The following is a 24,444-nucleotide window of genomic DNA, read 5'->3' on the forward strand; positions in this document are numbered from 1 at the left end:
AGGAATGCAGCGGAGCAGAATTCTGAACCGTTGCGGCGCATCGAAGTCACGGAATGGATCCTCGGGTCTGCGCGCGTCGCTTCGCTCCTTGCTCCGCCCGTGGATGACGAAGCGATAGGCGCTTCGGCTAATCTCCAACGCCGCAGAGCCGTTCAAAAGCGCACGCCCACCGGTCCCTCGGGTGCGTAGAACGATCAAGCAGCCATCAGCCCTTTCACCTTCCGCATATCATGCAAAAACCGGTCCCTCTCCGCCTCCTTGTCCTCACGATCGCGGATGCGCAGGATGAAGGAGGGGTGGATGGTCACAAACACGCGCAAGCCATCCTCGCGCTCGATCACATCGCCGCGCATCTTGGTGATCGGCACGGCCTTGCCGAGCAGCGACTGCGCCGCCGTCGCGCCGAGCGCCACCACGAGGTTCGGCTTGACGAGGTCGAGCTCCTTGTCCAGCCACCAGCGGCAGGCCTGGATTTCGCCCGCATTGGGCTTGGAATGGATGCGCCGCTTGCCGCGCGGCTCGAATTTGAAGTGTTTGACCGCATTGGTCACATAGACCTTGCGGCGATCGATTTCGGCGTCGTCCAGGATGCTGTCGAATATTCTGCCGGCCGGGCCGACAAATGGTTTGCCGGCCAGATCCTCCTGATCGCCTGGCTGTTCGCCGACGAAGACCACGTCCGCGCTTTCCGGTCCTTCGCCGAACACGGTCTGCGTTGCGTCATGCCAAAGCGGGCAGCGGCGGCAGCCCTTCGCCTCTTCGCGCAACTCCGGAATATCTTCGGCTTCAGGCGCCACCACATCGGCCGGCTCGGGCGTCGGCCAATGCTTGGCCTTCACCTTGGCATGGCGCGGTACTGGGGTGGTTGGCATCCGGTCGATCATCTCTGACGCGGCTCTGTCTGCTCCTGCTATCAAATCTGGAATGAGCGAGGCCACGGGAAGGTTCCGCCAATACTTCTTCGGCATCTCCTGCCGTCGGCAAAACATGATTGCCGCGCCTGTCAGGCCCTGTGCTCAAACCTCATGCAGATAAAGATGATAGTCCAGCTCGCTGACGGTCCGCGCAACGCGCAGATATTCCGCCTGCTTGATCGCCACGAAGGTTCTGTGCAGGTCGGGGCCGAGCGCCGACTTCAGGAAATCGGAGCCTCTGGCCGCCTCGATTGCGGCGCGCCAGTCGGCGGGCATGGTCGATTTCTCCGTTGCCTGTTCATAGCCGTTCCCGGTGGTCTCGAGGCCTGGGTCCAGACCCTCGTCCAGGCCCTTGACGATGCCGGCCAGCACCGTTGCGGCGACAAGGTACGGATTCGCGTCGACGCCCGATGGCCGGTGCTCGATGCGGCGATTCCTGGCGTCGCCCGCCGGCACGCGCAGCGCCACCGAGCGATTGTTGACGCCCCAACTGGGCGCCACGGGGGCATAGGATTGCGAGACGAAGCGGCGCCATGAATTGGCGTGCGGCGCAAACACCAGCATGGATTCCGCCATGGTGTGGATGAGGCCGCCAAGCGCGTTGAGCAGGCTTAGCGACCATTTCTCGCCGGCTGCCTCGGTGAAGACGTTGCGGCCGGCATCGTCCTGCAGCGAGACATGGAAATGCATGCCCGATCCGGCATAGGCCTCGATGGGCTTGGCCATGAAGCAGGCGGTGACGCCGTGCCGCCGCGCCTGCGCCCGTACCAGCCGCTTCAGCATGACGAGATCGTCGGCCGCCTGCATCACGTCCTTGCGGTAGTTGAGCGTCAGTTCGTACTGGCCGGGCGCGTATTCGGAAATCACGGTTTCGGCCGGAATGCCTTGCGCCTTGGCCGCAGCGTAGATGTCGGAAAACAGCGGCTCCATGCCATGCAGATGGTCGACCGAATAGACCTCGGTCTTGGCCGAGCGGCGGCCGTCGAGCACCGCGCGGGCAGGCTGAACCTTGCCATCCGCGTCGCGCTCATTGGACAGGAGGAAAAACTCAAGCTCGAAGGCGCCGGCCGGATGCAGGCCGCGCGCCGCCAGCAATTCCACCTGCCTTGCCAGCACCAGCCGCGGGTCGGAGGTCATCGGCTGGCCGTCGAGATGGTGCATCGACATCAGCACCTGGCCGCGCGGCGGGTTGGTGCCGAAGAGCGGCACAAGCGTGCCGGGGATCGGCCATGCCCTGAGGTCGCCGTCGCCGGTGTCCCACACCAGCCCGGTTTCATGCACATCCTCGCCGGTGATGTCGAGGCCGAGGATCGAGATCGGCAGATGCCGGCCGTTCTCGAAAATGCCCATCAGCTCGTGCCGGCGCACGATCTTGCCGCGGCCGATGCCGTTGGCGTCGGTGAGCACGATGTCGAACGCCTCGATCTCGGGATGCGCGTCGAGAAACGCCTTCGCCTCGGCGGGAGTCGAGCCGGAAGGGGAGGTGGCAGCGGCGTTCAGATTGTCCATCGCCGCTTTTCTCACGCCGCAAGCTTGCCCGCAACCGCGGCGAAGGCGGCGATCAGTCGGCTCACCTGCGCCGAAGTCGTTGCCGGTGAGATCAGCATCATGTTGTGGAACGGCGCGATCAGCACGCCGCGATTGACCAGCGCGACATGGATGGCGGCTTCCAGCTCCGGCGCATGCGCTTTTTCCGCCTCGCCGCCATTCCCGAGCGGTCCGGGCGCGCAGATGAACTCGACGCGGGCGCCGACCCGCGCGACATGCCAGGGCAGCTTGTTTCGCTGAATGACGGCGGAGAGCCCCGCATCGAGGCGGCGCGCCAGCCGGTCCATATGGGCATAGGCCTCCTCGGTCATCACCTCTTCCAGAGTGGCGCGCATTGCCGCGAATTGCAGGGGGTTGGCCGACAGTGTCGTACCCATGCCGGAATAGCCGGGCTCCTTGGTCTGGTTGTAGGCGCCATAGCGCGTGGCGACCTCTTCGCTCATGCCCCAGATGCTCGCCGGCACGCCGCCGGCCACCGGCTTGCCGAGCACGAACAGGTCCGGCTCCAGCCCGTGCTTGCGCGTATAACCGCCCGGGCCCGTCGAAATGGTGTGCGTCTCGTCGATCAGCAGCAGCGTGCCGGCCGCGCGGGTCAGGCGCCGCAGCGCGTCGTGGAAGCCGGGTTCCGGCAGCACCATGCAGGAATTGGTCAGCACCGGCTCAGTGATGACGCAGGCGACGTCGCGGGCCGCAAGCGCTGCCTCGAGCGCGGCAATGTCGTTGAACTCGACGATCTTGGTCGCTCGCGTCAGGTCGCGGAATTCGCCGGCCAACCCAGGCCGGTTGACCGGTTTGCCGTCGATCAGCCGCACCATCGTCTCGTCGACCGAGCCATGATAGCAGCCGTTGAAGACCAGGATCTTCTCGCGCCCGGTCACCGCGCGGGCGACGCGCAGCGCAAAGCGGTTGGCGTCGGTGGCGGTGGTGGCGATCTGCCAGTAGGGCAGGCCGAAGCGCTGCTGAAGCAGTGGGCCGATCGCCAGCGCATCCTCGCTTGGTAGCATATAAGTCAGACCCCGAGCGGCCTGCCGGCGGATCGCGCGGGCGACCGCCGGCGGCGAATGGCCGAGCATCGAGCCGGTGTCGCCGAGGCAGAAATCGTCGAGCCTATTGCCGTCGATGTCAGTGATGGTAGCGCCCTTGGCGCCGTCGACCAGGATCGGGAACGGCGTCGGCCAGTCGCTCATCCAGTGCATCGGCACCCCGCCGAGGAAACCGGCAATGCCGTTGCCGAGCTTCGCCTCGGATTTCGGCCGCGCCTTGCGGAAGGCGGCCGCTTCCGCTTCGCGCAACTCGGCGATGCGGGCGATGTCGATGCCGCCGATGGAAGTCCGGTGGATTGAATGCATGAAGCCCCCCTCAGGCAGTAGGCAGTAGGCAGTAGGCAGTAGCAGTAGGCGGTAGGTGCCGTCGTCCCTAAGCCCTACTGCCTATTCCCTACTGCCTACGCGGTGATATCGATCACGCCGCAGTCGCCGGCGGCGCTTCCGAAGACGATGCGGCGTTCTTCCTTGTCCCACATCATCGACGTGATGGCGCCCGTGCCGGGCCGGCGCAGCAGCACCTCCTTGGCGTCGGCAAAGCGCGCCGCGATCACCATGCCATCCTCATAGCCGATGGCCGTGACATCCTGGCCGGGATGGCAGGCGACGCAGGTCACCATGGTATTGCCGCGCGTGCCGAGTTCCAGCGGCGCCTTGCCCATCGGTCCGTCTTTGCTGGCAAACGGCCACACGATCGCCGCCGGCGCGCCGGAGCTCGCCAGCCATTTGCCCTTCACGCTCCAGGACAGGCTCTTCACCTTGCCCGGATAACCCGACATGCGCATGTGCTTGCCGTCGGCGAGCTTCCAGCCATGCAGCGCGTTTTCCTGCATGGTGGTGACGAGGAAGGCGCCGTCCGGTGAAAAGGTGATGCCGGTATGGGCGCCGGCCCATTCGAGCTCCACCGGCTTGCCCTCGGCGGCCGGGAAATGCAGCGTCGCGCCATTGTAGCGGGCGACGCCGAAGCGCATGCCCTTGGGCGAGAAGGCGAGCCCCTCCACCGAGCGCGGATGGCTAAATTCCTTGATCTTGCCGTCGGCGAAACGCACGAAGGCCGTCTTGCCCGAAGCATAGGCGATCGCGCCCTGCGGCCCGGCGCTGACGCTGGTGATCCACTTTTTGCCGGCGCTGGCCAGCTCGCTCACCTCGCCGCCGGCCTTCACGGCAAACACCTTGCCATCCTCGCCGCCGGTGATCAGCCGGTCGTTGGCCGCGTCATGGAAGGCGGCAAGCAGGCCGTCATTGGCCTGAACCGTCTTGTGCCCATTATCGAGCCGGTGGATCGCGCCGTCGGCGAGCGCGAAATGCGGCACGTCGTTCAAGAAGACGGCGGCAACGCAATGGCCTTCGAGATCAAGCGGGGCGACTGTGGGCATGCAAACGGTCCGTTCGAGATTAGCCAGCGCGGCTAGGTGCGGCCTTGCCTTCTCCCCTTGTGGGAGAAGGTGGATCGGCGCGCAGCGCCGAGACGGTTGAGGGGTGGGTGACGGAACGCCGTCATCGCCGAACTGGAGCACCCCTCATCCGACCTCGCTTCGCGAGGCCACCCTCTCCCGCAAGGGGAGAAGGAAGAACGGGCAGCGCTAGCGCTTGAAAGTCAGGAAATCAAGCCGCCTGGCAGGCCTCAAAACTCTTCCTGAGCCGCTCGGCGTCGAGATCGCGGCCGATGAAGACCAGCCGGCTTTCGTGTTTTTCGCCATCCTTCCAGGCGCGCTGGTGGTCGCCTTCGAGGATCATGTGCACGCCCTGCAGCACATAGCGGTCCTCGTCGCCCTTCAGCGCGATGATGCCCTTCAGCCGCAGGATGTTCGGTCCTTCCATCTGGGTCACCTTCTCGATCCAGGGAAAGAATTTCTTGGGATCCATCTCGCCGCCGCGCAGCGACACCGACTTCACCGTCACGTCATGGATGTCGGAAGCATGATCGTGATGGTGATGATCGTGACCGTCATGATCATGATCATGATGATGGTCATGGTCATGGTCATGGTCGTGCGCGTCGAGGAAATGCGGATCGTTCTCCAACGCCCGCGACAGGTCGAAGGCGCCGCGGTCGAGCACTTCGTCAAGCGCCACGCCGGAACGCTGCGTGCGATGGATTTTTGCCGCCGGGTTGATGGCGCGGATCGTCGCCTCGACCTTTTCGAGCTCGTCCGGCGTGACGAGGTCGGTCTTGTTCAGCACCACCACGTCGGCGAACGCGATCTGGTCCTCGGCTTCCTTGGAATCCTTCAGGCGCAGCGGCAGGTGCTTGGCGTCGACCAGCGCCACCACCGCGTCGAGCTTGGTCTTGGTGCGCACGTCGTCGTCCATGAAGAAGGTCTGCGCCACCGGCACCGGGTCGGCGAGGCCCGTGGTCTCGACGACGATGGCGTCGAAGCGGCCCGGGCGTTTCATCAGGCCTTCGACCACGCGGATCAGGTCGCCGCGCACCGTGCAGCAGACACAGCCATTGTTCATCTCGTAGATTTCCTCGTCGGACTCGACGATCAGGTCGTTGTCGATGCCGATCTCGCCGAACTCGTTGACGATGACGGCGTAACGCTTGCCGTGGCTCTCCGACAGGATGCGGTTGAGCAGTGTCGTCTTGCCCGCGCCGAGATAGCCGGTGAGAACGGTTACGGGGATTTGCGTCTGTGCGTCGCTCATGGGTTGCCTCGAAAATCCTGGATTGTCGGCCTGATATAGGATGGGTGTCGAGCTTTTGCACGCGCCAAACCGATGGGCCAGGCCGACCCTCCAAGCGGAGCGGCGCCACGCACGGATCGGCGGCGGCCGAGGCAGGCCAGACGGAGGAACTGCTCGGGCGCCCAAGCGCCTTCATCAGCGTCCGCTGTGAATCTCGCCGGTGCAAAAGTCGTTTGTCATCTAACTGAAATAAACATCTGGCATCACCTGCGCGGGCACCGCAATGCTTGCCGGCAAAGCGTTCCGCAAGCCGGACTCTTTAAATCGTCATTTGCCAGCCGTCGGACAGCCTCTATGCTTGTCCGCGCCGGTTCGGCCGAAGAGGGAACGACCATGGCCAAGGCGGACAAGACAGCGACAATGAGCCGGCTGCATTCGGCGGCAAGGCTGGCGCGTACAGCGCTCGCCGCGCGGCTTCTAGCGCACGGCTTCTATGCCGGCCAGGACCAGATCATGCTGGCGCTCGACCGCGAGGACGGCCAGACCCCCGGCAACCTCGCCGGCCGGCTCGGCGTGCGCCCGCCGACCATCACCAAAACCATCAACCGGCTGCAGGCGCAGGGCTTTCTGGAAAAGCGCGCCTCCAACGCCGATGCCCGCCAGGCCCATATCTTCCTCACCGAGTCCGGCCGCGAAACCATCCGCGCCATCGAGAAGTCGGTCAAGAAGACCGAGAAACAGGCGCTGAGAGGCCTCGACAAGAAGGACCAGAAGGCGCTGTTCAAGCTGCTCGCCCGCATCGAGGCGAATCTATCGAACGAAGATCTGGTGCTGATCGACGATGACGCGGAGTTGGATGAAGCGTGACGCGTGAGCGTCATCACTCAACCGCGAGACGTTCCCATTAACGAGCGACGCGAAGCGTCGTCTCGAGCTAAGCGCGATGCGCAGCATCGTCGCTCCACACGCCATCTAAGCAACGGCTTAGCGGAAAAAGGCGACGATGCTGCGCATCGCGCCCGGGCTACCACGCTGCGCGTCGCGCTTACGCGCTTACCGCCGGACGTCTCGCGGTTGAGCGACGATGCTGCGCATCGCGCCTGAGCGACGACGCTGCGCGTCGCGCTTACGCGTCGCGCACCAGCGCTGCCCAGCGCCCCGGCGTCATGCCGAACGCCTTCTTGAAATGCCGGTTGAAATGGCTCTGGTCGCTGAAGCCGGCGCCGGCGGCGATTTCCGCCAGCGACTCGCCCTCGGCGATCATGCGCCGCGCCTTTTGCAGCCGGCGCATCAACAGGAAGCGATGCGGGCTGGTCGAATAGGTCGCGCGAAAATGGCGCGACAGCGCGTAGCGGTCGAGGCCGGTGACGGCTTCCAGCTCATCGGAGCGCACCGGTCGCTCGGCATTCTCCTCGAGATAGTCGCGGGCAAGCGCGGCGGCGCGCCATGCGGTCTTGCCCGTTGACTTTGCCGGCTGCCCGGCATGGCGTTTGAGGTGTTGCGCCAGCTGCGCAACGAAATCTGCCACGAACAGGTCGCCGAGTGCCTCGTCCAGCGGTGCCAGCGCCGACAGCAGCGTGTCGCGCAAGCGAGGATCGTCGACCACGGCGTCGCGAACGAAAGGCAGCGGCTCGCCATCGAGGCAGTCGAGCAGCAGGGACGGCTCCAGATACAGGATCCTGTAGCGCAGGCCGTCTTCCGTGCCGGCGCCGCCATCGTGCAATTCATCCGGATGCAGCACGACCGCCTGGCCGGGCAGGCTGTGTCGCAGCGCGCCGCGATAATGGAAGCGCTGCACGCCATTCAACGTCACGCCGATGGCATAGGTGTCGTGCCGGTGCAGCTCGAAGGCGTTGCCATGGAAGCGCGCCTCGATGCGTTCGAGACCCGAGCCGCCCGGAGCCGAAACGATGCGATCGCCGTTGGCCCCATCCGCGCACGAACGTTCAAGACCTTCCTTCGCTTCTTCGCTTAGAGCCTGCGCCATCGCCTGTCCCGCCCGTCACGGGCCGTCTTGGAGACTCAATCTTGGTGTTCGACACGAAAATTGCAATTGTTCTCAGAGAGGACCTGCCGGTGTGGCAGAAGCTCAACGTCACCGCGTTCCTGACCAGCGGCATCGTTGCGCAGTTCCCCGAAATCATCGGCGAGGCTTACCGTGATCGTGCCGGCAACCTCTACAACCCGATGTCGATCCAGCCGGTCATTGTCTTGTCGGCCGATGCGGCGACGCTAGGTACGATTCACCGCCGGGCATTGGAACGCGGCGTGACGACATCCGCCTATGTCGAGGAGATGTTTTCGACCGGGCACGACGTCGCCAACCGCGCCGTCTTCGCCGAATTCGCCCCGGACGACGCCAAGGTCGTCGGCATCGCCATGCGCGGCGAGAAAAAGCTCGTCGACAAGATCACCAAGGGCGCCCGCATGCATGGCTGATTTATGCCATCTTGAACCGTCGAGATTGGCAGCGAACTCACCAACTTCGTCATCCACGGGCGGAGCGGGAGCGAAGCGGACGCGGAGACCCGAGGATCCATTCCGCGACCTTAGCCGGAGTGTGCAACGGGGCAGAATTCTGCGCCGCTGGCGGAGCGTCAATGTAACGGCATGGATCCTCGGGTCTGCGCGCGTCGCTTCGCTCCTTGCTTCGCCCGTGGGTGACGACTGCGCGAACTGCTCAGGCCATCGCCAACCGACAATGCGCTCTAAGCCTGTCCGAAGCGCTTGTTGGGCCAGTCGCTTTTGGCTTGCTGGCAAGGGCCGATTGCCTCAGAAGGGTACCGTCTATCTTCCTTCGGCCCGACCTTGAGCGCTCCCAGAAACAATGACGACAGCGCAACGCCGCCCGCGGCGATGCTTCTGATGCTGTGCGTCTATGTCTGCTTCACCTTTCTCGACACCTCCAGCAAATATCTGGTGCTGGCCGGCGTCTCGGCCCTGATCGTCGCGTGGGCCCGCTTCACCATGCATGTCCTGCTGGTCGGCATCTTCCTGCGCGGCTGGCGCGAGCCGGTTCGCTTCCGCGCCAACAACCTGCCGGCGCACCTCTTGCGCGGCGTCCTTTTGTTCGGCTCGACCATGTTCAATATCCTGGCGCTGCGCACGCTGCAGCTGGCCGAGACAACGTCGATCTATTTCTTCGGCCCGATGGTCATCACCGCGCTTGCCGGCCCGCTGCTCGGCGAATGGGCCGGCTGGCGGCGCTGGCTGGCGATTCTCACCGGCTTTGTCGGCGTGCTCATCATCACCAGGCCTGGCGTCGGCGTGTTCGGCATCGGTCATCTTTTCGCGCTGGGCTCGATGCTGTCGAACAGTTTTTACGTGATCATGACGCGGCGCATGTCGTCGACGGAGACCTCGGAGAGCCTGATCCTCTTTTCGGCGCTGGCACCCGCCGTGCTGCTCCTGCCGCTGCTGCCTTTCTCGCTGTCATTGCCGCAGGATGGCTGGCACTGGGTCATCCTGTTGATGCTCGGCGTCTTCGGCGCCGGCGGCCACTATTTGCTGGTCCGGGCCTATCGTCTGGCGACCACGACCCAGCTCGCGCCCTATCCCTATTCGCAGATGGTGTGGATGATCATTTCCGGCTGGCTGATCTTCCACCAGTTCCCCGACCGCTGGACGCTGCTCGGCGCCGCCATCATCGTTGCCAGCGGGCTCTACATCATCCATCGCGAGCACCGGCTTCGCGTCCGCAACTCCGCCTCGCTCGACACCGAGGCCGAGGCGCTGGCGAAAAAACTTTGATTTGCGCCGAATCCGGTGGCATAAGGCCGTTTTAAAAAATTTAAAGACCCTGGGGAGCGAAGGGCACTGGCACAGAAGATCAAGCTTTCGACGATCGCGGATGCGCTCGGCGTGTCCACGGCAACGGTGTCGCTGGCGCTGCGCGACAGCCCGCTGGTCGCCGGCACGACGCGCGAGCGCATCAAGGAGCACGCCCGCGCCATCGGCTATATCTACAACCGTCGCGCCGCCTCGTTGCGCACCTCGCGCTCCGGCATCGTCGGCGTCGTCGTGCACGACATCATGAACCCGTTCTTCGCCGAGATACTGCGCTCGATCGAAAGCGAGCTCGACCGCAGCCGCCAGACCTTCATCCTGTCAAACCACTACGACCAGCTGGAAAAGCAGCGCACCTTCATCGACACGCTGCTGCAGCTGGGCGCCGACGGCGTCATCATGTCGCCGGCCATCGGCACGCCGGCCGAGGACATCATCATGGCCGAGGAAAACGGCCTGCCGGCAGTGCTGATCGCGCGCACCGTTGCCGGCGCCGATGTGCCGGTGTTCCGCGGCGACGATGCCTATGGCACCGCGCTTGCCACCAATCATCTGATCTCGCTCGGCCACAAGCGCATCGCCATGGTCGGCGGCACCGACCAGACCTCGACCGGCCGCGACCGCTACCAGGGCTATCTCAACGCGATGGAGGCGGCCGGCCTGGAGGTGAAGCCGTCCTGGCGCATTCCCGGGCCGCGCACCAAGCAGGCGGGTTTCGAGGCCTCGGGACAGTTTCTGGCGCTGAAGGACAGGCCCACCGCTGCCTGCTGCTGGAACGATCTGGTCGCGATCGGGTTGATGAACGGCATCGCGCGCGCCGGCCTCGTGCCGGGCGTCGATATCTCGGTCACCGGCTATGACGATCTCGAGGAGGCGGCAATCGCGACACCGGCCCTGACCACGGTCTGGAACGGCCAGCGCGAGGTCGGCCGCCGCGCCGCCAGCGCCCTGCTCGACAAATTGAACGGACAGGCAGTGCGGCCCTCGCAGGAGCTGATCAAGCCGGAACTGCATGTGCGGCAGTCGACCGGCAAGCCAGTGGAGCGTGCATGAAGGCCGAAGGAAAATTGCCGGTCGCCATCCTTGTGCCGGGCGATTTCAACGACCATGCCCTCGGCCGCATCGACGAGGCGTTCAAATGTGTGCGGATCGAACGCGCCGATCCGTCTTTGGTTACGGACGAGATCCGCGCCACGGTGCGCGGCATAGCCTCCTATGCAGGCATCGACGCGGCGATGATCGATGCGCTGCCCAATCTTGAGATCATCGCCAGTTTCGGCGTCGGCTATGATTCGGTCGACGCCAATCATGCGGCCAAGCGCGGCGTCATGGTCACCAACACGCCCGATGTCTTGACCGAGGAGGTCGCCGATACTGCCATCGGCCTTCTGATCAACACTGTGCGCGAGCTCTACGCCGCCGAGAAATGGCTGCGCGACGGCGACTGGGCGACCAAGGGCAATTATCGCCTGAGCCGGCTTACATTGCGTGGCCGCCGCGTCGGTATCTTCGGCATGGGCCGCATCGGCCGGGCCGTCGCCCGTCGCCTTGAAGCCTTCGGCCTGCCGATCGCCTATCACAACCGCCGCAAGGTCGAAGGCCTGGCATACGAATATCATGCCACTTTGAAGGGGCTTGCCGAAGCCGTCGACACGTTGATCTGCATTGCCCCGGGCGGCACCTCCACCGAGAAAGCGGTCAATGCCGAGGTCCTGTCGGCGCTGGGTTCGAACGGCGTCTTTGTCAATATCGGCCGCGGCTCGACGGTGGACGAGGCAGCCCTCGCTGCCGCCCTCAAGAGCGGCACCATCGCAGCCGTCGGGCTCGACGTCTTTGCCGACGAGCCGAACGTGCCGCAGGCCCTGCTCGATGCTCCCAACGCCTCGCTTCTGCCGCATGTCGGCTCGGCGTCGGTCCACACCCGCCGCGCCATGGCCGATCTGTGCGTCGACAACCTCGTGTCGTGGTTTACCGACCGCCGGCCGCTGACACCGGTGCCCGAGACGCTCAACGTCAAGGCGCGAGCCTGAGGCGTTTCTCGGTCCTCACGAAAACGGCAAACCGCCTGCCTCTTTGTTTCGGTGTAATTCCGGACGGAAAGCCGTCCTGGAAATTGCTCCAATCCGCACCCGTCGCCACATTTATTAACGCCCACTTAACCCTTTGGAATCATTCTGCATACTTGGTTATGTGCGGAGAGGCAGGGTGAAGCTGTTCGTTGGCTTGGCAGCATCGGTAGCGTTGTTCGGGGGCGTTCAGTTCCTGCATGGCGGCAACGGCCAAAGCGAGGCCACCGAACTCATCCCGACAAACGCCTATCGGCTGACCGCCAATGGCGATGAAGCGGCCTGCGCCATCCACCGCGGCGCCGAAGTCTCGAAAGGCCTGTCGTTGCTTTCCGTCGCCCCGAACTGCCGCAAGCTGATGCCTGGCATCGAGCACGCGAAATTCTGGCGCGAGCAGGCGGATGGTTCGGTCGCTTTCAGTGACGACGGGGTCGATCCGATCGTCACCTTCGGCGTTGCCGATGGCGACGGCTACGAATCCTACGCGCCGGCCGCGCCGCTTCTGGCGCTGAGCACAAGCGAATAGCCGCAGAACTGTCCAGGCTTACTCTGCCGCGGCGCGAGCCCCTGTTTTGGCGGCCGCATGCAGGCGCACCGCATCGCCGAAGGCCTTGAAGATCTTGGCGGAATTGCTGTCCGACTTCACCCAGTATTCGGGGTGCCATTGCACGCCGACTGCGAAGGCACGGGCATCCTTGACGGAGACTGCTTCGATCGTGCCGTCGCTGGCCAAAGCCTCGACCTGGAGCCTGGAGCCCAGCAGGTCGATTGCCTGGCGATGCAGCGAGTTCACCTTGATCTCGCTGGCGCCGAACACGCCGGCAAGGCAGCTTCCGGGCTTGATCGAGATCGTCTGGTGGATGCCGAAGCGCTCGTCCTGATTGTCGCTCACCGGCGCGCGGTGGTCGAGCGAGCCATCGCGCTCCTGGATCTCGGTGCCCAGCGTGCCGCCGAGCGCGACGTTCAGCTCCTGGATGCCTCGGCAGATGGCAAGCAACGGCACGCCGCGCTCGATCGCCTTGCGGATCAGCGGCAGCGTGGTTGCGTCGCGCGCCGTATCGTAGGGGCCGTTGGCCTCGCTGGGATCGCCGCCATAGAGCGAGGGATGCACGTTGGACTTCGAGCCCGTCACCATGACACCGTCGACCGACGACAGCAGCTCGTCGAAATCGAGCCGGTCGCCGAAGGACGGCACCAGCAGCGGAAACACGCCGGCGCCGGCAACCGCCGCTTCCAGATACTGCTGGGGTGCCGCGTGCCAGGTGTAGTTGTCGAACTGGCGGACGTCGGACGACACTGCGACGAGCGGTTGCTGCATTTTGGGTTTGGGTTCCTTCGAGAGCTAAGGAGTTAATCTGCCTACAAAATAGGCGATCTGAAGGCAGTTTGCCATGGCAAGTTTCGCTGCCTTGCGTGGTCCAGCGGCAGGCTCGTTAGACTATAGTTGCACGCGGCGCCGGAATGGCTGCAACCCTCGCCCGCAACACTGGACTCGACTCTTTGCCTGTGTATGTTTCTTCCCCAACCGATCCGGGCACGAGGATGGCCTGACGTCGGTCAGCTGATCCGCAAGGGAGGAAACTTAATGGATCGTCGTTCTTTCATTCGCAAGGCCGCTGCGTCCGGCGTCGGTGCTGCAGCTGCGGCCGCAGCGCTTGCCACGCCGGCAATAGCCCAGTCCAATCCGAAAGTGACGTGGAGATTGGCATCGTCTTTCCCGAAATCGCTCGACACGATCTATGGCGGCGCCGAAGTCTTCTCAAAAATGCTGTCGGAGGCGACTGACGGCAATTTCCAGGTCCAGGTCTTCGCCTCCGGTGAGCTCGTGCCCGGCCTGCAGGCTGCGGACGCCACCACGGCCGGCACAGTCGAGGCCTGCCATACGGTCGCATACTATTACTGGGGCAAGGACCCGACCTGGGCGCTCGGTGCCGCAGTGCCCTTCTCGCTCAACGCGCGCGGTATGAATGCCTGGCACTATCATGGCGGCGGCATCGACCTGTTCAACGAGTTCCTCGCCACGCAAGGCCTGTTCGGCCTGCCGGGCGGCAATACCGGCGTTCAGATGGGCGGCTGGTTCCGCAAGCAGATCAACACGGTGGCCGATCTCTCGGGCCTCAAGATGCGCATCGGCGGCTTTGCCGGCAAAGTTGTGCAGAAGCTCGGCGTCGTGCCGCAGCAGATCGCCGGCGGCGACATCTATCCGGCGCTGGAGAAGGGCACCATCGACGCCGCCGAATGGGTCGGCCCCTATGACGACGAGAAGCTCGGCTTCTATAAGGTCGCGCCCTACTACTACTATCCCGGCTGGTGGGAAGGCGGCCCGACCGTGCATCTGATGTTCAACAAGGCCAAATACGAAGAGCTTTCGCCGGCCTACAAGTCGCTCGTGCATACCGCCGCGCAAGCGGCGGACGCCAACATGCTGCAGAAGTACGACTATCTCAATCCGGCGGCGGTGAAGCGGCTTGTGTCGAACGGTGCTAAGCTGGCGCCGTTCAGCCAGGAGATCATGGCCGCCTGCTTCGAGAAGGCCAACGAGGTCTATGCCGAGATGGAATCCAACAACGCGCCGTTCAAGAAAATCTGGGAATCGATCAAGGCCTTCCGCAAGGAGCACTATCTCTGGGCCCAGGTCGCCGAATACAATTACGACACCTTCATGATGGTGCAGCAGCGCAACGGCAAGCTGTAGACCGCCGCCCTCCTTCTCCCCTTGTGGGAGAAGGTGGATCGGCGCGAAGCGCCGAGACGGATGAGGGGTATTGGAAGGATCGCCGTCCTTGCCAAGCTGGAGCACCCCTCATCCGTCGCCTTCGGCGACACCTTCTCCCACAAGGGGAGAAGGGAAAACCGCGCCTAGCCAGATGACGGGCAGCGCCAGCGCCTGTACATCAGTGAACTGGAACGCTTTCCCAGGAAGTGGGTCAGCCTCGGCCCGGCACCACCAGCACCTTGACCTCGCCCGGCGCCGGCGGATTGGCGATCACGTCCGGTGCCTCTTCGAGGCTGACCTGCTTCGAGATCAGCCGGTCGATCTCGATCGCGCCGGAGGCGATCAGTTGCGCCGCCCGTCCATGCGTAAACGGGTTGAGGAAGGAGCCGAGCACCTTCAATTCGCGAAACAGAAGATCGAACGGCTCGATCTCCACCTTCATGCCTTGCGGCACGACGCCGACGATCACCACCGTGCCGCCCGCCTTTGCCATGCGCATCGACTGCTCCACCGTGTCGCGGACGCCGGCGCATTCCAGCACCACGTCGACGCCGCCGGGCGCCAGGCCATTCGGCCCGGCGACGGCCGCGATCGGGTCGCCGGCGCTTGGGTCGATCGTCGCGGTCGCGCCGAGTTCCTCGGCGAGCGCACGACGCGAAGCCTGCCGGGTCGACAGAATGATGGTCGCCGCGCCCGCGAGCTTGGCCAGTTGCACGACGAGCAGGCCGATGACGCCGCCGCCCAGCACCACGACCGATGCGCCCGGCCGGATCGCGGCCAGGTCGACGCCGTGCAGGCAGCAGGCGAGCGGCTCGCAGAAAGCGCCATGCATCGGCTTGAGGTTTGCGGGCAGTCGGAAGGCTTGGCTTTGCGGCATCAGCACGTAATCGGCGAAGCCGCCGTCGCGGTGGATGCCGATGGCGCGCAGATTGCTGCAGAGATTGACGCGGCCGGCGTGGCAGTGGGCGCAGCGCCCGCAGGCAATGTTCGGATCGCCGGTGACGCGGTCGCCGACGGCAATGCCCGTCACCGTCGCGCCGACCGCTTCGACGATGCCGGAGAACTCATGGCCGAGCGTCACCGGTGGCGTGCAGGGAAATTCGCCATGGAAGAGGTGGCGGTCGGTGCCGCAGACGCCGCAGGCCTCGAGGCGCACCAGAACGTCCTCAGGCCCGGGAACGGGTTTTGCGACCTCGCGCAACCCGATCTTACCTACCGCTTCCAGCCGCACGGCTCTCATGGGTATCCTCAATTGAATTTGGGCGGCTGCGAGAGATCGGGCGCTGGCGCCGCCGGCTTGGCCGGCGCATCGCCGAAGCTCGGCGGCTGCGACAGGTCGGGCGTGCCGGCTGCCGCCGGCGCGCCGCCATTGGATGGCGCAGCTCCATTGTTGTTCGCGGGGGGCGTTCCGAGCGGCGACAGCGAAGGCATGTCGGGCAGCCTGAGGTCGATGGTGCTGGGCTCCACCGCGGCACCCTTGTAGCGCATGACCATCTGCGGGAAGGCGATGGTCAGCCCGATCATGATCACCTGGATCAGGACGAACGGCACGGCACCCCAATAGATCTGCCCGGTGGTGATCGGCGCGATCTGCTTGCCGGTGATCCTGTCGAGGTAGGGCACGCGGGCCGCGACCGAGCGCAGGTAGAACAGCGCGAAGCCGAAGGGCGGGTGCATGAAGCTGGTTTGCATGTTGACGCCGAGCAGCACGCCGAACCAGATCAGGTCGATGCCGAGCTTGTCCGCCGCCGGCGCCAGCAGCGGCACGATGATGAAGGCGAGTTCGAAGAAATCAAGGAAGAAGGCAAGCACGAAGACCAGGATGTTGACGCCGATCAGGAAGCCGGTCTCGCCGCCGGGCAGCGAGGTCAGCAGGTGCTCGACCCAGATATGGCCGTTGACGCCATAGAAGGTCAGCGAAAACACGCGCGCGCCGATCAGGATGAACAGCACAAAGGCGGAAAGCCGGGTCGTCGAGGCCAGCGCCTGGTTGATGACGTCCATCGTCAGGCGGCCCTTCATTGCCGCCATGATGAGCGCGCCGACGGCGCCCATGGCGCCGCCTTCCGTTGGCGTGGCGATGCCGAGGAAGATGGTGCCCAGAACCAGGAAGATCAGCGCCAGCGGCGGGATCAGCACGATCACCACCTGCTGCGCCAGCTTCGACATGATGTTGATACGGAGCCGCTGATCGAGGATGGCGACGACATAAATGATGATGACGCCGACGGCGAAGCCGAGGATGTCGGCATTGTCGCCGTGGGTCGGCGCAAGGTAGCGATAGGCCACGTATGAAATCGCGCCCGTCACCACAACTGCCACCAGCAGAGATATCACACCGTGGCCGAGCGTACGCGCCTCGAGCGGCAGCGCCGGCATCGAGTTCGGCCGGACGATCGACATGATCAGGATGTAGAGCATGTAGATGCCGGTGAGCACGAGGCCGGGGATCAACGCGCCGGCATACATGTCGCCGACCGAGCGTCCCAGCTGGTCGGCCAGCACTATCAGCACCAGCGACGGCGGGATGATCTGCGCCAGCGTGCCGGAGGCGGCGATGACCCCCGAGGCCACGCGCCGGTCGTAGCCGTAGCGCAACATGATCGGCAGCGAGATCAGGCCCATGGCGATGACCGAAGCGGCCACCACGCCGGTCGTCGCGGCAAGCAGCGCACCGACGAAGATCACCGCATAGGCGAGCCCGCCGCGGATCGGCCCGAACAGCTGCCCGATCGTGTCGAGCAGATCCTCGGCCATGCCGGAGCGCTCCAGCACGATACCCATGAAGGTGAAGAATGGTATCGCCAAGAGCGTGTCGTTCGACATCACCCTGGTGCCGTAAAAATTGTCGGGAAGCGCATGCAGCAGCGGCCAGGCAAGGTTGATCGACCCGCCGGAATAGGGCGACAGCACGACACCGATGAAGAAGAACATCAGCCCGTTGGCGGCGAGCGAGAAGGCTACGGGGTAGCCGATCAACAGGAAGATGACCAGCGAGGCGAACATGATCGGCGCCATGTTCTGCGCGATGAATTCGATCACGAGCGCACCTCGCCCGCGTGCGCCTTGGCTTCCTCGGCCAGCGCCTTGGCCTCGAGCTCGGCCTGCTCATGGGCCGAGATGAAAGGAGTGGGATCGTCCATGTCGCCACGCATGATGGCGATCTTCTTGATGATTTCGGAAATCCCTTGCAGCGCGAGCAGGAAGAAGCCGACCAGCAGGATGGCCTTGGCCGGCCACACGATCAGGCCGCCGGCATTGGTCGACATCTCGCCGCTGCGGAAGGAAAGCGACACATAAGGCACGAAATAGATCACCATCAGCACCACGAACGGCATCAGGAAAAAGACATGGCCGAAGAGGTCGATCCAGTGCTGCACACGGCGCGAGAACATGCCGTAGACGATGTCGATGCGGATATGGTCGTTCTGTTTCAGTGTGTAGGCGGCGGCCAGCATGAAGGCGGCCCCGAACAGGTACCACTGCAGCTCCAGCCAGGCGTTGGAGGAGATGTCGAACACCTTGCGGATGACGGCATTGCCAGCGCTCACCAGGATCGCGAGCAGGATCAGCCACGAGACCCAGCGGCCGATGAACTCGTTGATGCGGTCGATCGTCCTGGATAGAGCGAGCAGCCCTGCCATGCATAGTCCTCCCTGGTACCGGCAGCGCGCCCGATTCCCCCTCCGGTGTCGCGCCGCTTGGCCCAACGATATGCAGTGCGTGGTCCGGCAGGTCAACATGACAAAGCGACGGCAAACAGATCGGCAAGCCGCGCAGAGGCGGAATGCCGCCGCATGACGCCACGTCATGCAACCAAAGTCTGGGAGCTCAGGCGATCTTGGCCTGGTCGCGCCCGGCGCCGATCAGCACCAGCATGGCGACGAGGAAGAGATAGATCCAGGCGTCGCGCCATTCGAGCGGGAAATAGCCGGCCCAGAGCGATTCCGCCATACCGAAGGCCGCGGCACCAAGCGCCGCCTTGAGCGGCGACAGATAACCGCCGACCGCCGTCACGAACAGGATCTTGAGGCCGTAGACCAGCCCGGTGCCGAAGGAGACATTGCCATAATAGAGACCGGCAAGCACGCCGGCCAGGGCGGCGCAAAAGCCGCTGAACAGCACGGCGCGGCGGAACACGACGGTGACGTCGATGCCGCACATCGCCGCCGCTTTCGGATCGTCGGAGACGGCGCGCCAGGCGCGGCCGAAATGCGAATGCGAGAACAGCCAGGCCGCCAGCGCCACCACCGCGACGATACAAGCGCAATCGAGCAGCTGGATCACCGTGAGCGTCACCTTGAAGCCCTCACCCTGGGCAAAGATGACGGGGTTGGCGAGCATCGGCGGCAGCCACAGGTCATGCGTGTCGGCGGCGATGCGGCTCGCTTCCGACAGGAAGATGAGAATGCCGAGCGTCGTCACCACGATGGCGTTGGGCGAGCGGTCGGCGAGCCTCTCGAAAACGCTGCGCGACAGGACATGACTGATCAACGCGGCATAAAGCACGGCGGCGGCGACGCCGAGCATTACCGCGGCGGCCAGCGTCAGCCACAGCGCCTGATAGCCGAAGGCGGCGGTCAGGATCATCGTCTGGCCGCAGAAGGCGAACAGCGCGCCGTAAGCCAGGTTGGTGCGATGCAGGATGCCGTTGGTCAGCACATAGCCGAAGGCGAGCAGCGCATAGAGAGCGCCCGAATGCAGCCCGTTCAGCACCTGCTGGAAGAAATAGAGCATGCGATATCCTACAGGTCGTATGACGCGACCCCGCCGGACCGTTGCACTCGGAATCTAACTTGTCAAATGCGTTTTATCGGTTAGATTTCTGTCATGACGGTTTCCTGGACCCCGCACCGCTTCACCGGCGGCATCCTTGCGCTCGACACGGCGAACACCGTCGTGCTGCGCAACGATCCGCAAAAGTCCTTTGACCGTTTTGACGATCCGGCCGAGATCGCCCGCTTCGCCGAGGCGGCGAGCGGCTTTCGCGCGGCCGAGCTCGGCGGCCGAAGGCTGCAGGCGCCGGAGCCGGGCGAGATAAAGCCAGCCGTCGTCTCGATTCGCGAAGCGACCGACCGCCTGTTTCGCCATGCCGTATCGAACGGCGCGATTGCGACCAGCCACTTGCCGGACTTCCTCACGGCCTGCGCCGGCGGGCTGTCCGGCAGCGCGACCGAGATCGGGGTGCCGGGCCAGCCTTTCGGCGATCCGCAAACGCCGATTGCCTTCGAGGCGGCTTTGGCCGTCTCGGCGCTGTCGCTTCTGCGCGACGAAACGGTGGCGAGGCTGAGGATCTGTCCCAATTGCAGCTGGCTGTTCGTCGACCGCAGCCGCAACGCCAGTCGCCTCTGGTGCGACATGGCGGTTTGCGGCAACCGCCAGAAGGCAAACCGCTATTACCGCCGCCGCACAGCGGCGAGGGAGGTCAGCAATGCTTAGGAAATTGTCGCGTTCGGCTCTGGTCGGCGTCGCCTTGATCGCTGCATTCGCGCTTGGCGCCTGCCGCGACACCGGCAAGGAGCAACTCTTCGCCATCTCCGGCAAACTGTTCGAGTTCAATTACCGGCTCGCCATCGCCACCTACGTCATCACGCTGAAGCCGCTGCGGCCGATGGTCGACGGCCAGATCGCGGTGGTGAGCTTCCAGAACCCGGCCGGCGGCGATCCGCTCGTCGTCAACCAGAAGATCTGGCCGAAGCTGCCCTATATCACGCTCACCAGTCCGCCGCTCTCCTGCGTGGTCAAGGACAAGCCTTACAAAGTCTCGATCCGCATCCAGGATGCCAGCGGCACATTGCTGCAAAGCATCGACACCACCATGACCTCGTCGGAGGATCAGACGATGCTGCCGGACCGGCCGCTGGTGATCGGCCCGAAATACGAGCTCAACCCGGACCTTGCCGGCCATCCTGACGGCAGGCTGCCCGATGCGCAGAAGCCGGATTGCTCGAAAGCGACCTGAAACGCCCAGCGCTCACGAAATTTTTGTTCTTCGGGAAGCGGTTAGCGCGGTCTTGCGTGCGCCGTCGGCCACTCGCCAGACCGTTTGTTGCGTGTTATCTGGCTGCTGCGATTTTGTTTGACCTCTCCGCCAAGGGAAGAAAGACTGCGGCGTCCCACTCCGACGTTGGCTGCCTGATTTGAGCCGCCTCCGCAGAGGAAATACCTGATGACGCTGCACGACGTCGCGCTCGACGACAAGTTCGACCTTGGCAAGGAGCGCGTCTTCCTGTCCGGCGCGCAGGCGGTTGTGCGCATGCTTCTGATGCAGCGCGAGCGCGACCGCCGCGCGGGCCTCAACACGGCGGGCTTCGTCTCCGGCTATCGCGGCTCGCCTTTGGGCGGCCTCGATATGCAGCTGTGGCGGGCCAAGAAGCAGCTTGCGGCTGCCGACATCGTCTTCCAGCCCGGCCTCAATGAGGAACTCGCCGCCACCGCCTGCTGGGGTTCTCAGCAGACCGAATTGCTGGGCGAGGGCACGCATGATGGCGTCTTTTCCGTCTGGTACGGCAAGGGGCCGGGCGTCGACCGTTCCGGAGACGTCTTCCGCCACGCCAATCTTGCCGGCTCGTCCAAGCACGGCGGCGTGCTTGCCCTGATGGGCGACGACCACATGGCCGAATCCTCGACGAATGCGCATGCCACCGAATTCCTGTTCGTCGACACCATGGTGCCGATCCTCAACCCGGCAGGCGTCCAGGAGATCATCGACTACGGCCTCTACGGCTTTGCAATGTCGCGCTTCGCCGGCACCTGGGCGGCGATCAAATGCGTCAAGGACAACATCGAATCGACCGCCTCGGTCGACGCCTCGATCGAGCGTCTGGGCATCGTCATTCCCGAATTCGACATGCCGCTGGGCGGCCTCAACATCCGCCACGAGATCGACATGCTCGGCCAGGAAGAGCGGCTGCACGAGTACAAGCGCGCCGCCGCCTCCGCCTTTATCCAGGCCAATGGTCTCAACCGCATCGTCTATTCCGGCGGCCGCAATCCCAAGCTCGGCGTCATCACCATCGGCAAGAGCTATCTCGATGTCCGCCAGGCGCTGGAGGATATCGGCATCGACGAGGCGGCCGCCAACCGCATCGGCATCCGCCTGTTCAAGGTCGGCTGCCCGTGGCCGCTCGATTTCCAGCATATCGCCGAGTTCGCCCGCGGCCTCGACACCATCGTCGTCGTCGAGGAAAAGCGCTCTTTGATCGAGGTTCAGCTGCGCGAGAACCTCTACGGCACCGCCACGCAGCCGGTGATCGTCGGCAAGAAGGACGAACGCGGCGACTGGCTGTTTCCGGCCAAGGGCGCGCTCGATCCGAACGAGATCGCCATCGCGCTCGGCGAACGGATTCTGCGCACCATCGGCCCGTCGGAAGAAATCGCCGCGCGGCTGGCGAAGCTGCGCCAGTTCCAGGCGATGCTCGCAGACACTGTCGATATCGGCTCGCGCACGCCTTTCTTCTGCTCGGGCTGCCCGCACAATTCGTCAACCAAGGTTCCGGACGGCTCGATCGCCGCCGCCGGCATCGGCTGCCATTTCATGGCGCTGTGGATGGACAGGAATACGGTCGGCTTCACCGCCATGGGCGGCGAGGGCGCGCAATGGGTCGGACAGGCGCCGTTCTCGAAGCGCGACCACATCTTCCAGAATCTCGGCGACGGCACCTATAACCATTCCGGCGTGCTGGCGATCCGCTTCGCGCTGTCCTCGGGCGCTAACATCACCTACAAGATCCTTTACAACGACGCCGTCGCCATGACCGGAGGCCAGCCGCATGAGGGCGGCCTGACCGTCGACATGATCGCCAGACAAGTGCGCGCCGAGGGCGTCGAGCGCATCGCCGTCGTCACCGACGAGCCCGACAAATATGCCGGCAAGGCCGATTTCCCGGCCGGCGTCAGCATCCATCACCGTGACGACCTCGATCTCGTCCAGCGCGAGTTGCGTGGGCTCAAAGGCGTTTCCGTTCTCATTTACGACCAGACCTGCGCCGCCGAGAAACGCCGGCGCCGCAAGCGCGGCACCTTCCCCGATCCGGACAAGCGCGTCTTCATCAACGAACTGGTCTGCGAAGGCTGCGGCGATTGCGGCGTCCAGTCGAACTGCGTCTCGATCCAGCCGGTCGAGACCGAATTCGGCCGCAAACGCCGGATCGACCAGTCGAGCTGCAACAAGGACTTCTCCTGCCTCAACGGCTTCTGCCCGTCCTTCGTCACCGTGCATGGCGGCAAGATCAGGAAGGCAGAGGGCATTGCCGGCAAGGCCGATCCTCTCGACGGCGTGCCCGCGCCGGCTGAATTCCGCATGGGCACCCAGGGCTGGGCGGGGATCATCGACGGGGTCGGCGGCACCGGCGTTGTCACCGTCGGCGCGGTGCTCGGCATGGCCGCGCATCTTGAAGGGAAGGGCTGCGGCATGATCGACATGGCCGGCCTCGCCCAGAAGGGCGGCTCGGTCTTCACCCATGTCCGCATCGCCCCGACGCCCGAGGACATCCACGCCATCCGCGTTTCGGCCGGCAAGGCCGACCTTGTGCTCGGCTGCGATCTCGTCGTCTCCGGCGCCAAGAAGGTGCTGGGCGCGGTGCGCGAGGGCCACACGATCTTCCTCGCCAACACCGCCGAGATCATGCCCGGCGAATTCACCCGGTCCGCCGACTTCTCGCTGCCGGTCGAGCGGCTGAAGAAGGCGATCCGGGCGGCGGCCGGCGACGACAAGGCGCATTTCTTCGACGCCACCCGCACGGCGACGGCTTTGTTCGGCAATTCGCTGGGCGCCAACATGTTCATGCTCGGCTTCGCCTTCCAGCATGGCGGACTGCCGCTTTCCGCCGAAGCCGTTGAAAAGGCGATAGAATTGAACGGCGAGGCGGTGCCGATGAACATCGCGGCCTTCCGCTGGGGCCGCCGTGCCGCGCATCAGCCCGATTTCGTGCGCGGCCTGGTCAGCCAGACGGACAAGCCGGCTTCCCGACCGGCGGAGACGCTGGACGATGTCATCGCCCGCCGTGTCGCCTTCCTTACCGCCTATCAGAACGCAGCCTATGCCAGGCGTTACGCCGACCGCGTGGCGACGTTGCGCGCCGCCGAAGCCAAGGCCGTGCCCGGCTCGACCGCAGTGACCGAGGCCGTCGCCAGGAACCTCTTCAAGCTGATGTCGATCAAGGACGAGTATGAGGTGGCGCGGCTCTACACCGACGGCACTTTCGCCGCCGACCTCGCCAAGCAGTTCCAGAGCTACGACAAGCTCGAGTTCCATCTCGCGCCGCCGATCCTCGGGCGGCGCGGCAATGACGGCACGCCCCACAAATCGAGCTTCGGCCCGTGGATGATGAAGGGCTTTCGGCTGCTGGCGGCGATGAAGGGCCTGCGCGGAACCGCCTTCGACCTTTTCGGCTACACGGCCGAGCGGCGCATCGAGCGGCAGTCGCTGAGAGCATACGAGGCCGATCTCGACCTGATCGCCGGCGCGCTGGCGCCGGGCAGGGTGGAAGCCGCGACGGCCCTCGCCTCCGTGCCGGCGCTTATCCGCGGCTACGGCCATGTCCGGCAGGCCAGCGCCGACAAGGCGGCGGGCGAGCGCTCGCGTTTGATCGAGCGTTTGAAGCAAGCCCCCGCGGAGCCTTCGCTTCGGGCGGCGGAATGATCGCGCCGGCGCGTTGGACGCCGCGCCAAAATCCCGAATCCCTTATCCGTCCTGCTCACAGCAACCCTCTGCAACCGTCGCCGCGCGCCGTTCTAAGCCT

21 protein-coding genes are annotated in these 24,444 nt (G+C 64.7%); 10 read left to right on the plus strand and 11 right to left on the minus strand.

All coding sequences use genetic code 11. The features are described from left to right. Window positions 1-194: 194 nt before the first annotated feature. From LB515_RS09415 to LB515_RS09435, 5 genes are all read right to left on the minus strand, one after another. Window positions 195-989, minus strand: a complete 795-nt coding sequence (locus LB515_RS09415) for a UdgX family uracil-DNA binding protein (RefSeq protein WP_318012618.1) — start codon at window positions 987-989, stop codon at window positions 195-197. Between the two features lie 27 nt (window positions 990-1,016). Then, window positions 1,017-2,423 (minus strand): glutamine synthetase family protein, encoded by a 1,407-nt coding sequence (locus tag LB515_RS09420; RefSeq protein ID WP_224707531.1) that lies wholly within the window; start codon window positions 2,421-2,423, stop codon window positions 1,017-1,019. Between the two features lie 11 nt (window positions 2,424-2,434). After that, window positions 2,435-3,811 (minus strand): aspartate aminotransferase family protein, encoded by a 1,377-nt coding sequence (locus LB515_RS09425; RefSeq protein ID WP_224707532.1) that lies wholly within the window; start codon window positions 3,809-3,811, stop codon window positions 2,435-2,437. Window positions 3,812-3,906: 95 nt separating this feature from the next. Then, window positions 3,907-4,881, minus strand: a complete 975-nt coding sequence (locus tag LB515_RS09430) for a WD40 repeat domain-containing protein (protein ID WP_224707533.1) — start codon at window positions 4,879-4,881, stop codon at window positions 3,907-3,909. A gap of 229 nt (window positions 4,882-5,110) precedes the next feature. Further along, on the minus strand, window positions 5,111-6,154 hold the full coding sequence (locus tag LB515_RS09435; RefSeq protein WP_224707534.1) for a CobW family GTP-binding protein: 1,044 nt from the start codon (window positions 6,152-6,154) through the stop codon (window positions 5,111-5,113). Window positions 6,155-6,526: 372 nt separating this feature from the next. Between LB515_RS09435 and LB515_RS09440 the strand changes: the two genes are divergently transcribed. Continuing rightward, window positions 6,527-7,000 (plus strand): MarR family winged helix-turn-helix transcriptional regulator, encoded by a 474-nt coding sequence (locus LB515_RS09440; RefSeq protein ID WP_027169177.1) that lies wholly within the window; start codon window positions 6,527-6,529, stop codon window positions 6,998-7,000. A gap of 259 nt (window positions 7,001-7,259) precedes the next feature. Here LB515_RS09440 and LB515_RS09445 read toward each other — a convergent pair whose 3' ends face one another. After that, window positions 7,260-8,120: an AraC family transcriptional regulator gene (locus LB515_RS09445; protein WP_224707535.1), complete on the minus strand. Its 861-nt coding sequence runs from the start codon at window positions 8,118-8,120 to the stop codon at window positions 7,260-7,262. A 44-nt stretch (window positions 8,121-8,164) separates the two neighbouring features. On the opposite strand from LB515_RS09445, the gene LB515_RS09450 reads away from it, so the two are divergent. The 5 genes from LB515_RS09450 (at window position 8,165) to LB515_RS09470 (ending at window position 12,511) form a co-directional block, all read left to right on the plus strand. Continuing rightward, window positions 8,165-8,572: a DUF2000 family protein gene (locus LB515_RS09450; RefSeq protein ID WP_095769391.1), complete on the plus strand. Its 408-nt coding sequence runs from the start codon at window positions 8,165-8,167 to the stop codon at window positions 8,570-8,572. Between the two features lie 426 nt (window positions 8,573-8,998). Further along, window positions 8,999-9,883 (plus strand): DMT family transporter, encoded by an 885-nt coding sequence (locus LB515_RS09455; RefSeq protein WP_224638127.1) that lies wholly within the window; start codon window positions 8,999-9,001, stop codon window positions 9,881-9,883. A gap of 66 nt (window positions 9,884-9,949) precedes the next feature. After that, window positions 9,950-10,972: a LacI family DNA-binding transcriptional regulator gene (locus LB515_RS09460; protein WP_095769389.1), complete on the plus strand. Its 1,023-nt coding sequence runs from the start codon at window positions 9,950-9,952 to the stop codon at window positions 10,970-10,972. Beyond that, on the plus strand, window positions 10,969-11,949 hold the full coding sequence (locus LB515_RS09465) for a 2-hydroxyacid dehydrogenase (RefSeq protein WP_224707536.1): 981 nt from the start codon (window positions 10,969-10,971) through the stop codon (window positions 11,947-11,949). Before LB515_RS09460 ends, LB515_RS09465 begins: the two co-directional genes overlap by 4 nt. A 175-nt stretch (window positions 11,950-12,124) precedes the next feature. Continuing rightward, window positions 12,125-12,511 carry a hypothetical protein gene (locus tag LB515_RS09470; protein ID WP_224531570.1) on the plus strand — a complete coding sequence of 129 codons (387 nt, stop codon included), beginning with the start codon at window positions 12,125-12,127 and terminating at the stop codon, window positions 12,509-12,511. An 18-nt stretch (window positions 12,512-12,529) separates the two neighbouring features. Here LB515_RS09470 and LB515_RS09475 read toward each other — a convergent pair whose 3' ends face one another. Beyond that, window positions 12,530-13,303, minus strand: coding sequence for a gamma-glutamyl-gamma-aminobutyrate hydrolase family protein (locus tag LB515_RS09475; protein ID WP_224707537.1), 774 nt, complete (start codon window positions 13,301-13,303; stop codon window positions 12,530-12,532). A 267-nt stretch (window positions 13,304-13,570) separates the two neighbouring features. On the opposite strand from LB515_RS09475, the gene LB515_RS09480 reads away from it, so the two are divergent. Then, entirely contained in the window at window positions 13,571-14,680 is a 1,110-nt protein-coding gene (locus tag LB515_RS09480) for a TRAP transporter substrate-binding protein (protein WP_224707538.1), read from the plus strand. Window positions 14,681-14,912: 232 nt separating this feature from the next. Here the strand turns inward: LB515_RS09480 and LB515_RS09485 are convergent, their stop codons facing one another. The 4 genes from LB515_RS09485 to LB515_RS09500 form a co-directional block, all read right to left on the minus strand. Further along, complete coding sequence (locus LB515_RS09485) at window positions 14,913-15,941, minus strand: zinc-dependent alcohol dehydrogenase family protein (RefSeq protein ID WP_224707539.1); 1,029 nt, start codon at window positions 15,939-15,941, stop codon at window positions 14,913-14,915. 8 nt (window positions 15,942-15,949) lie between these two features. After that, complete coding sequence (locus LB515_RS09490; RefSeq protein ID WP_224707718.1) at window positions 15,950-17,740, minus strand: TRAP transporter large permease subunit; 1,791 nt, start codon at window positions 17,738-17,740, stop codon at window positions 15,950-15,952. After that, a complete protein-coding gene (locus LB515_RS09495) occupies window positions 17,740-18,345 on the minus strand; it encodes a TRAP transporter small permease subunit (protein WP_224707540.1) in 606 nt (201 codons plus the stop codon). The genes LB515_RS09490 and LB515_RS09495 overlap by 1 nt, the downstream gene beginning before the upstream one ends. Before the next feature lie 187 nt (window positions 18,346-18,532). Then, on the minus strand, window positions 18,533-19,438 hold the full coding sequence (locus tag LB515_RS09500) for a branched-chain amino acid ABC transporter permease (protein WP_224707541.1): 906 nt from the start codon (window positions 19,436-19,438) through the stop codon (window positions 18,533-18,535). 93 nt (window positions 19,439-19,531) lie between these two features. Here LB515_RS09500 and LB515_RS09505 point away from each other — a divergent pair, with 93 nt between their 5' ends. The 3 genes from LB515_RS09505 to LB515_RS09515 all read left to right on the plus strand — a co-directional run bounded on the left by LB515_RS09505 (window position 19,532) and on the right by LB515_RS09515 (window position 24,344). Continuing rightward, a complete protein-coding gene (locus LB515_RS09505; RefSeq protein ID WP_095769381.1) occupies window positions 19,532-20,140 on the plus strand; it encodes a CGNR zinc finger domain-containing protein in 609 nt (202 codons plus the stop codon). Further along, complete coding sequence (locus tag LB515_RS09510; RefSeq protein WP_224707542.1) at window positions 20,133-20,663, plus strand: hypothetical protein; 531 nt, start codon at window positions 20,133-20,135, stop codon at window positions 20,661-20,663. The genes LB515_RS09505 and LB515_RS09510 overlap by 8 nt, the downstream gene beginning before the upstream one ends. Window positions 20,664-20,870: 207 nt before the next feature. Then, the gene (locus tag LB515_RS09515; RefSeq protein WP_224707543.1) at window positions 20,871-24,344 is read left to right on the plus strand and encodes an indolepyruvate ferredoxin oxidoreductase family protein; all 3,474 of its coding nucleotides are present in this window, start codon (window positions 20,871-20,873) and stop codon (window positions 24,342-24,344) included. The last annotated feature ends 100 nt before the right edge of the window (window positions 24,345-24,444 follow it).

The organism is Mesorhizobium sp. CA15, from assembly GCF_020165215.1.
Lineage (GTDB): Bacteria > Pseudomonadota > Alphaproteobacteria > Rhizobiales > Rhizobiaceae > Mesorhizobium.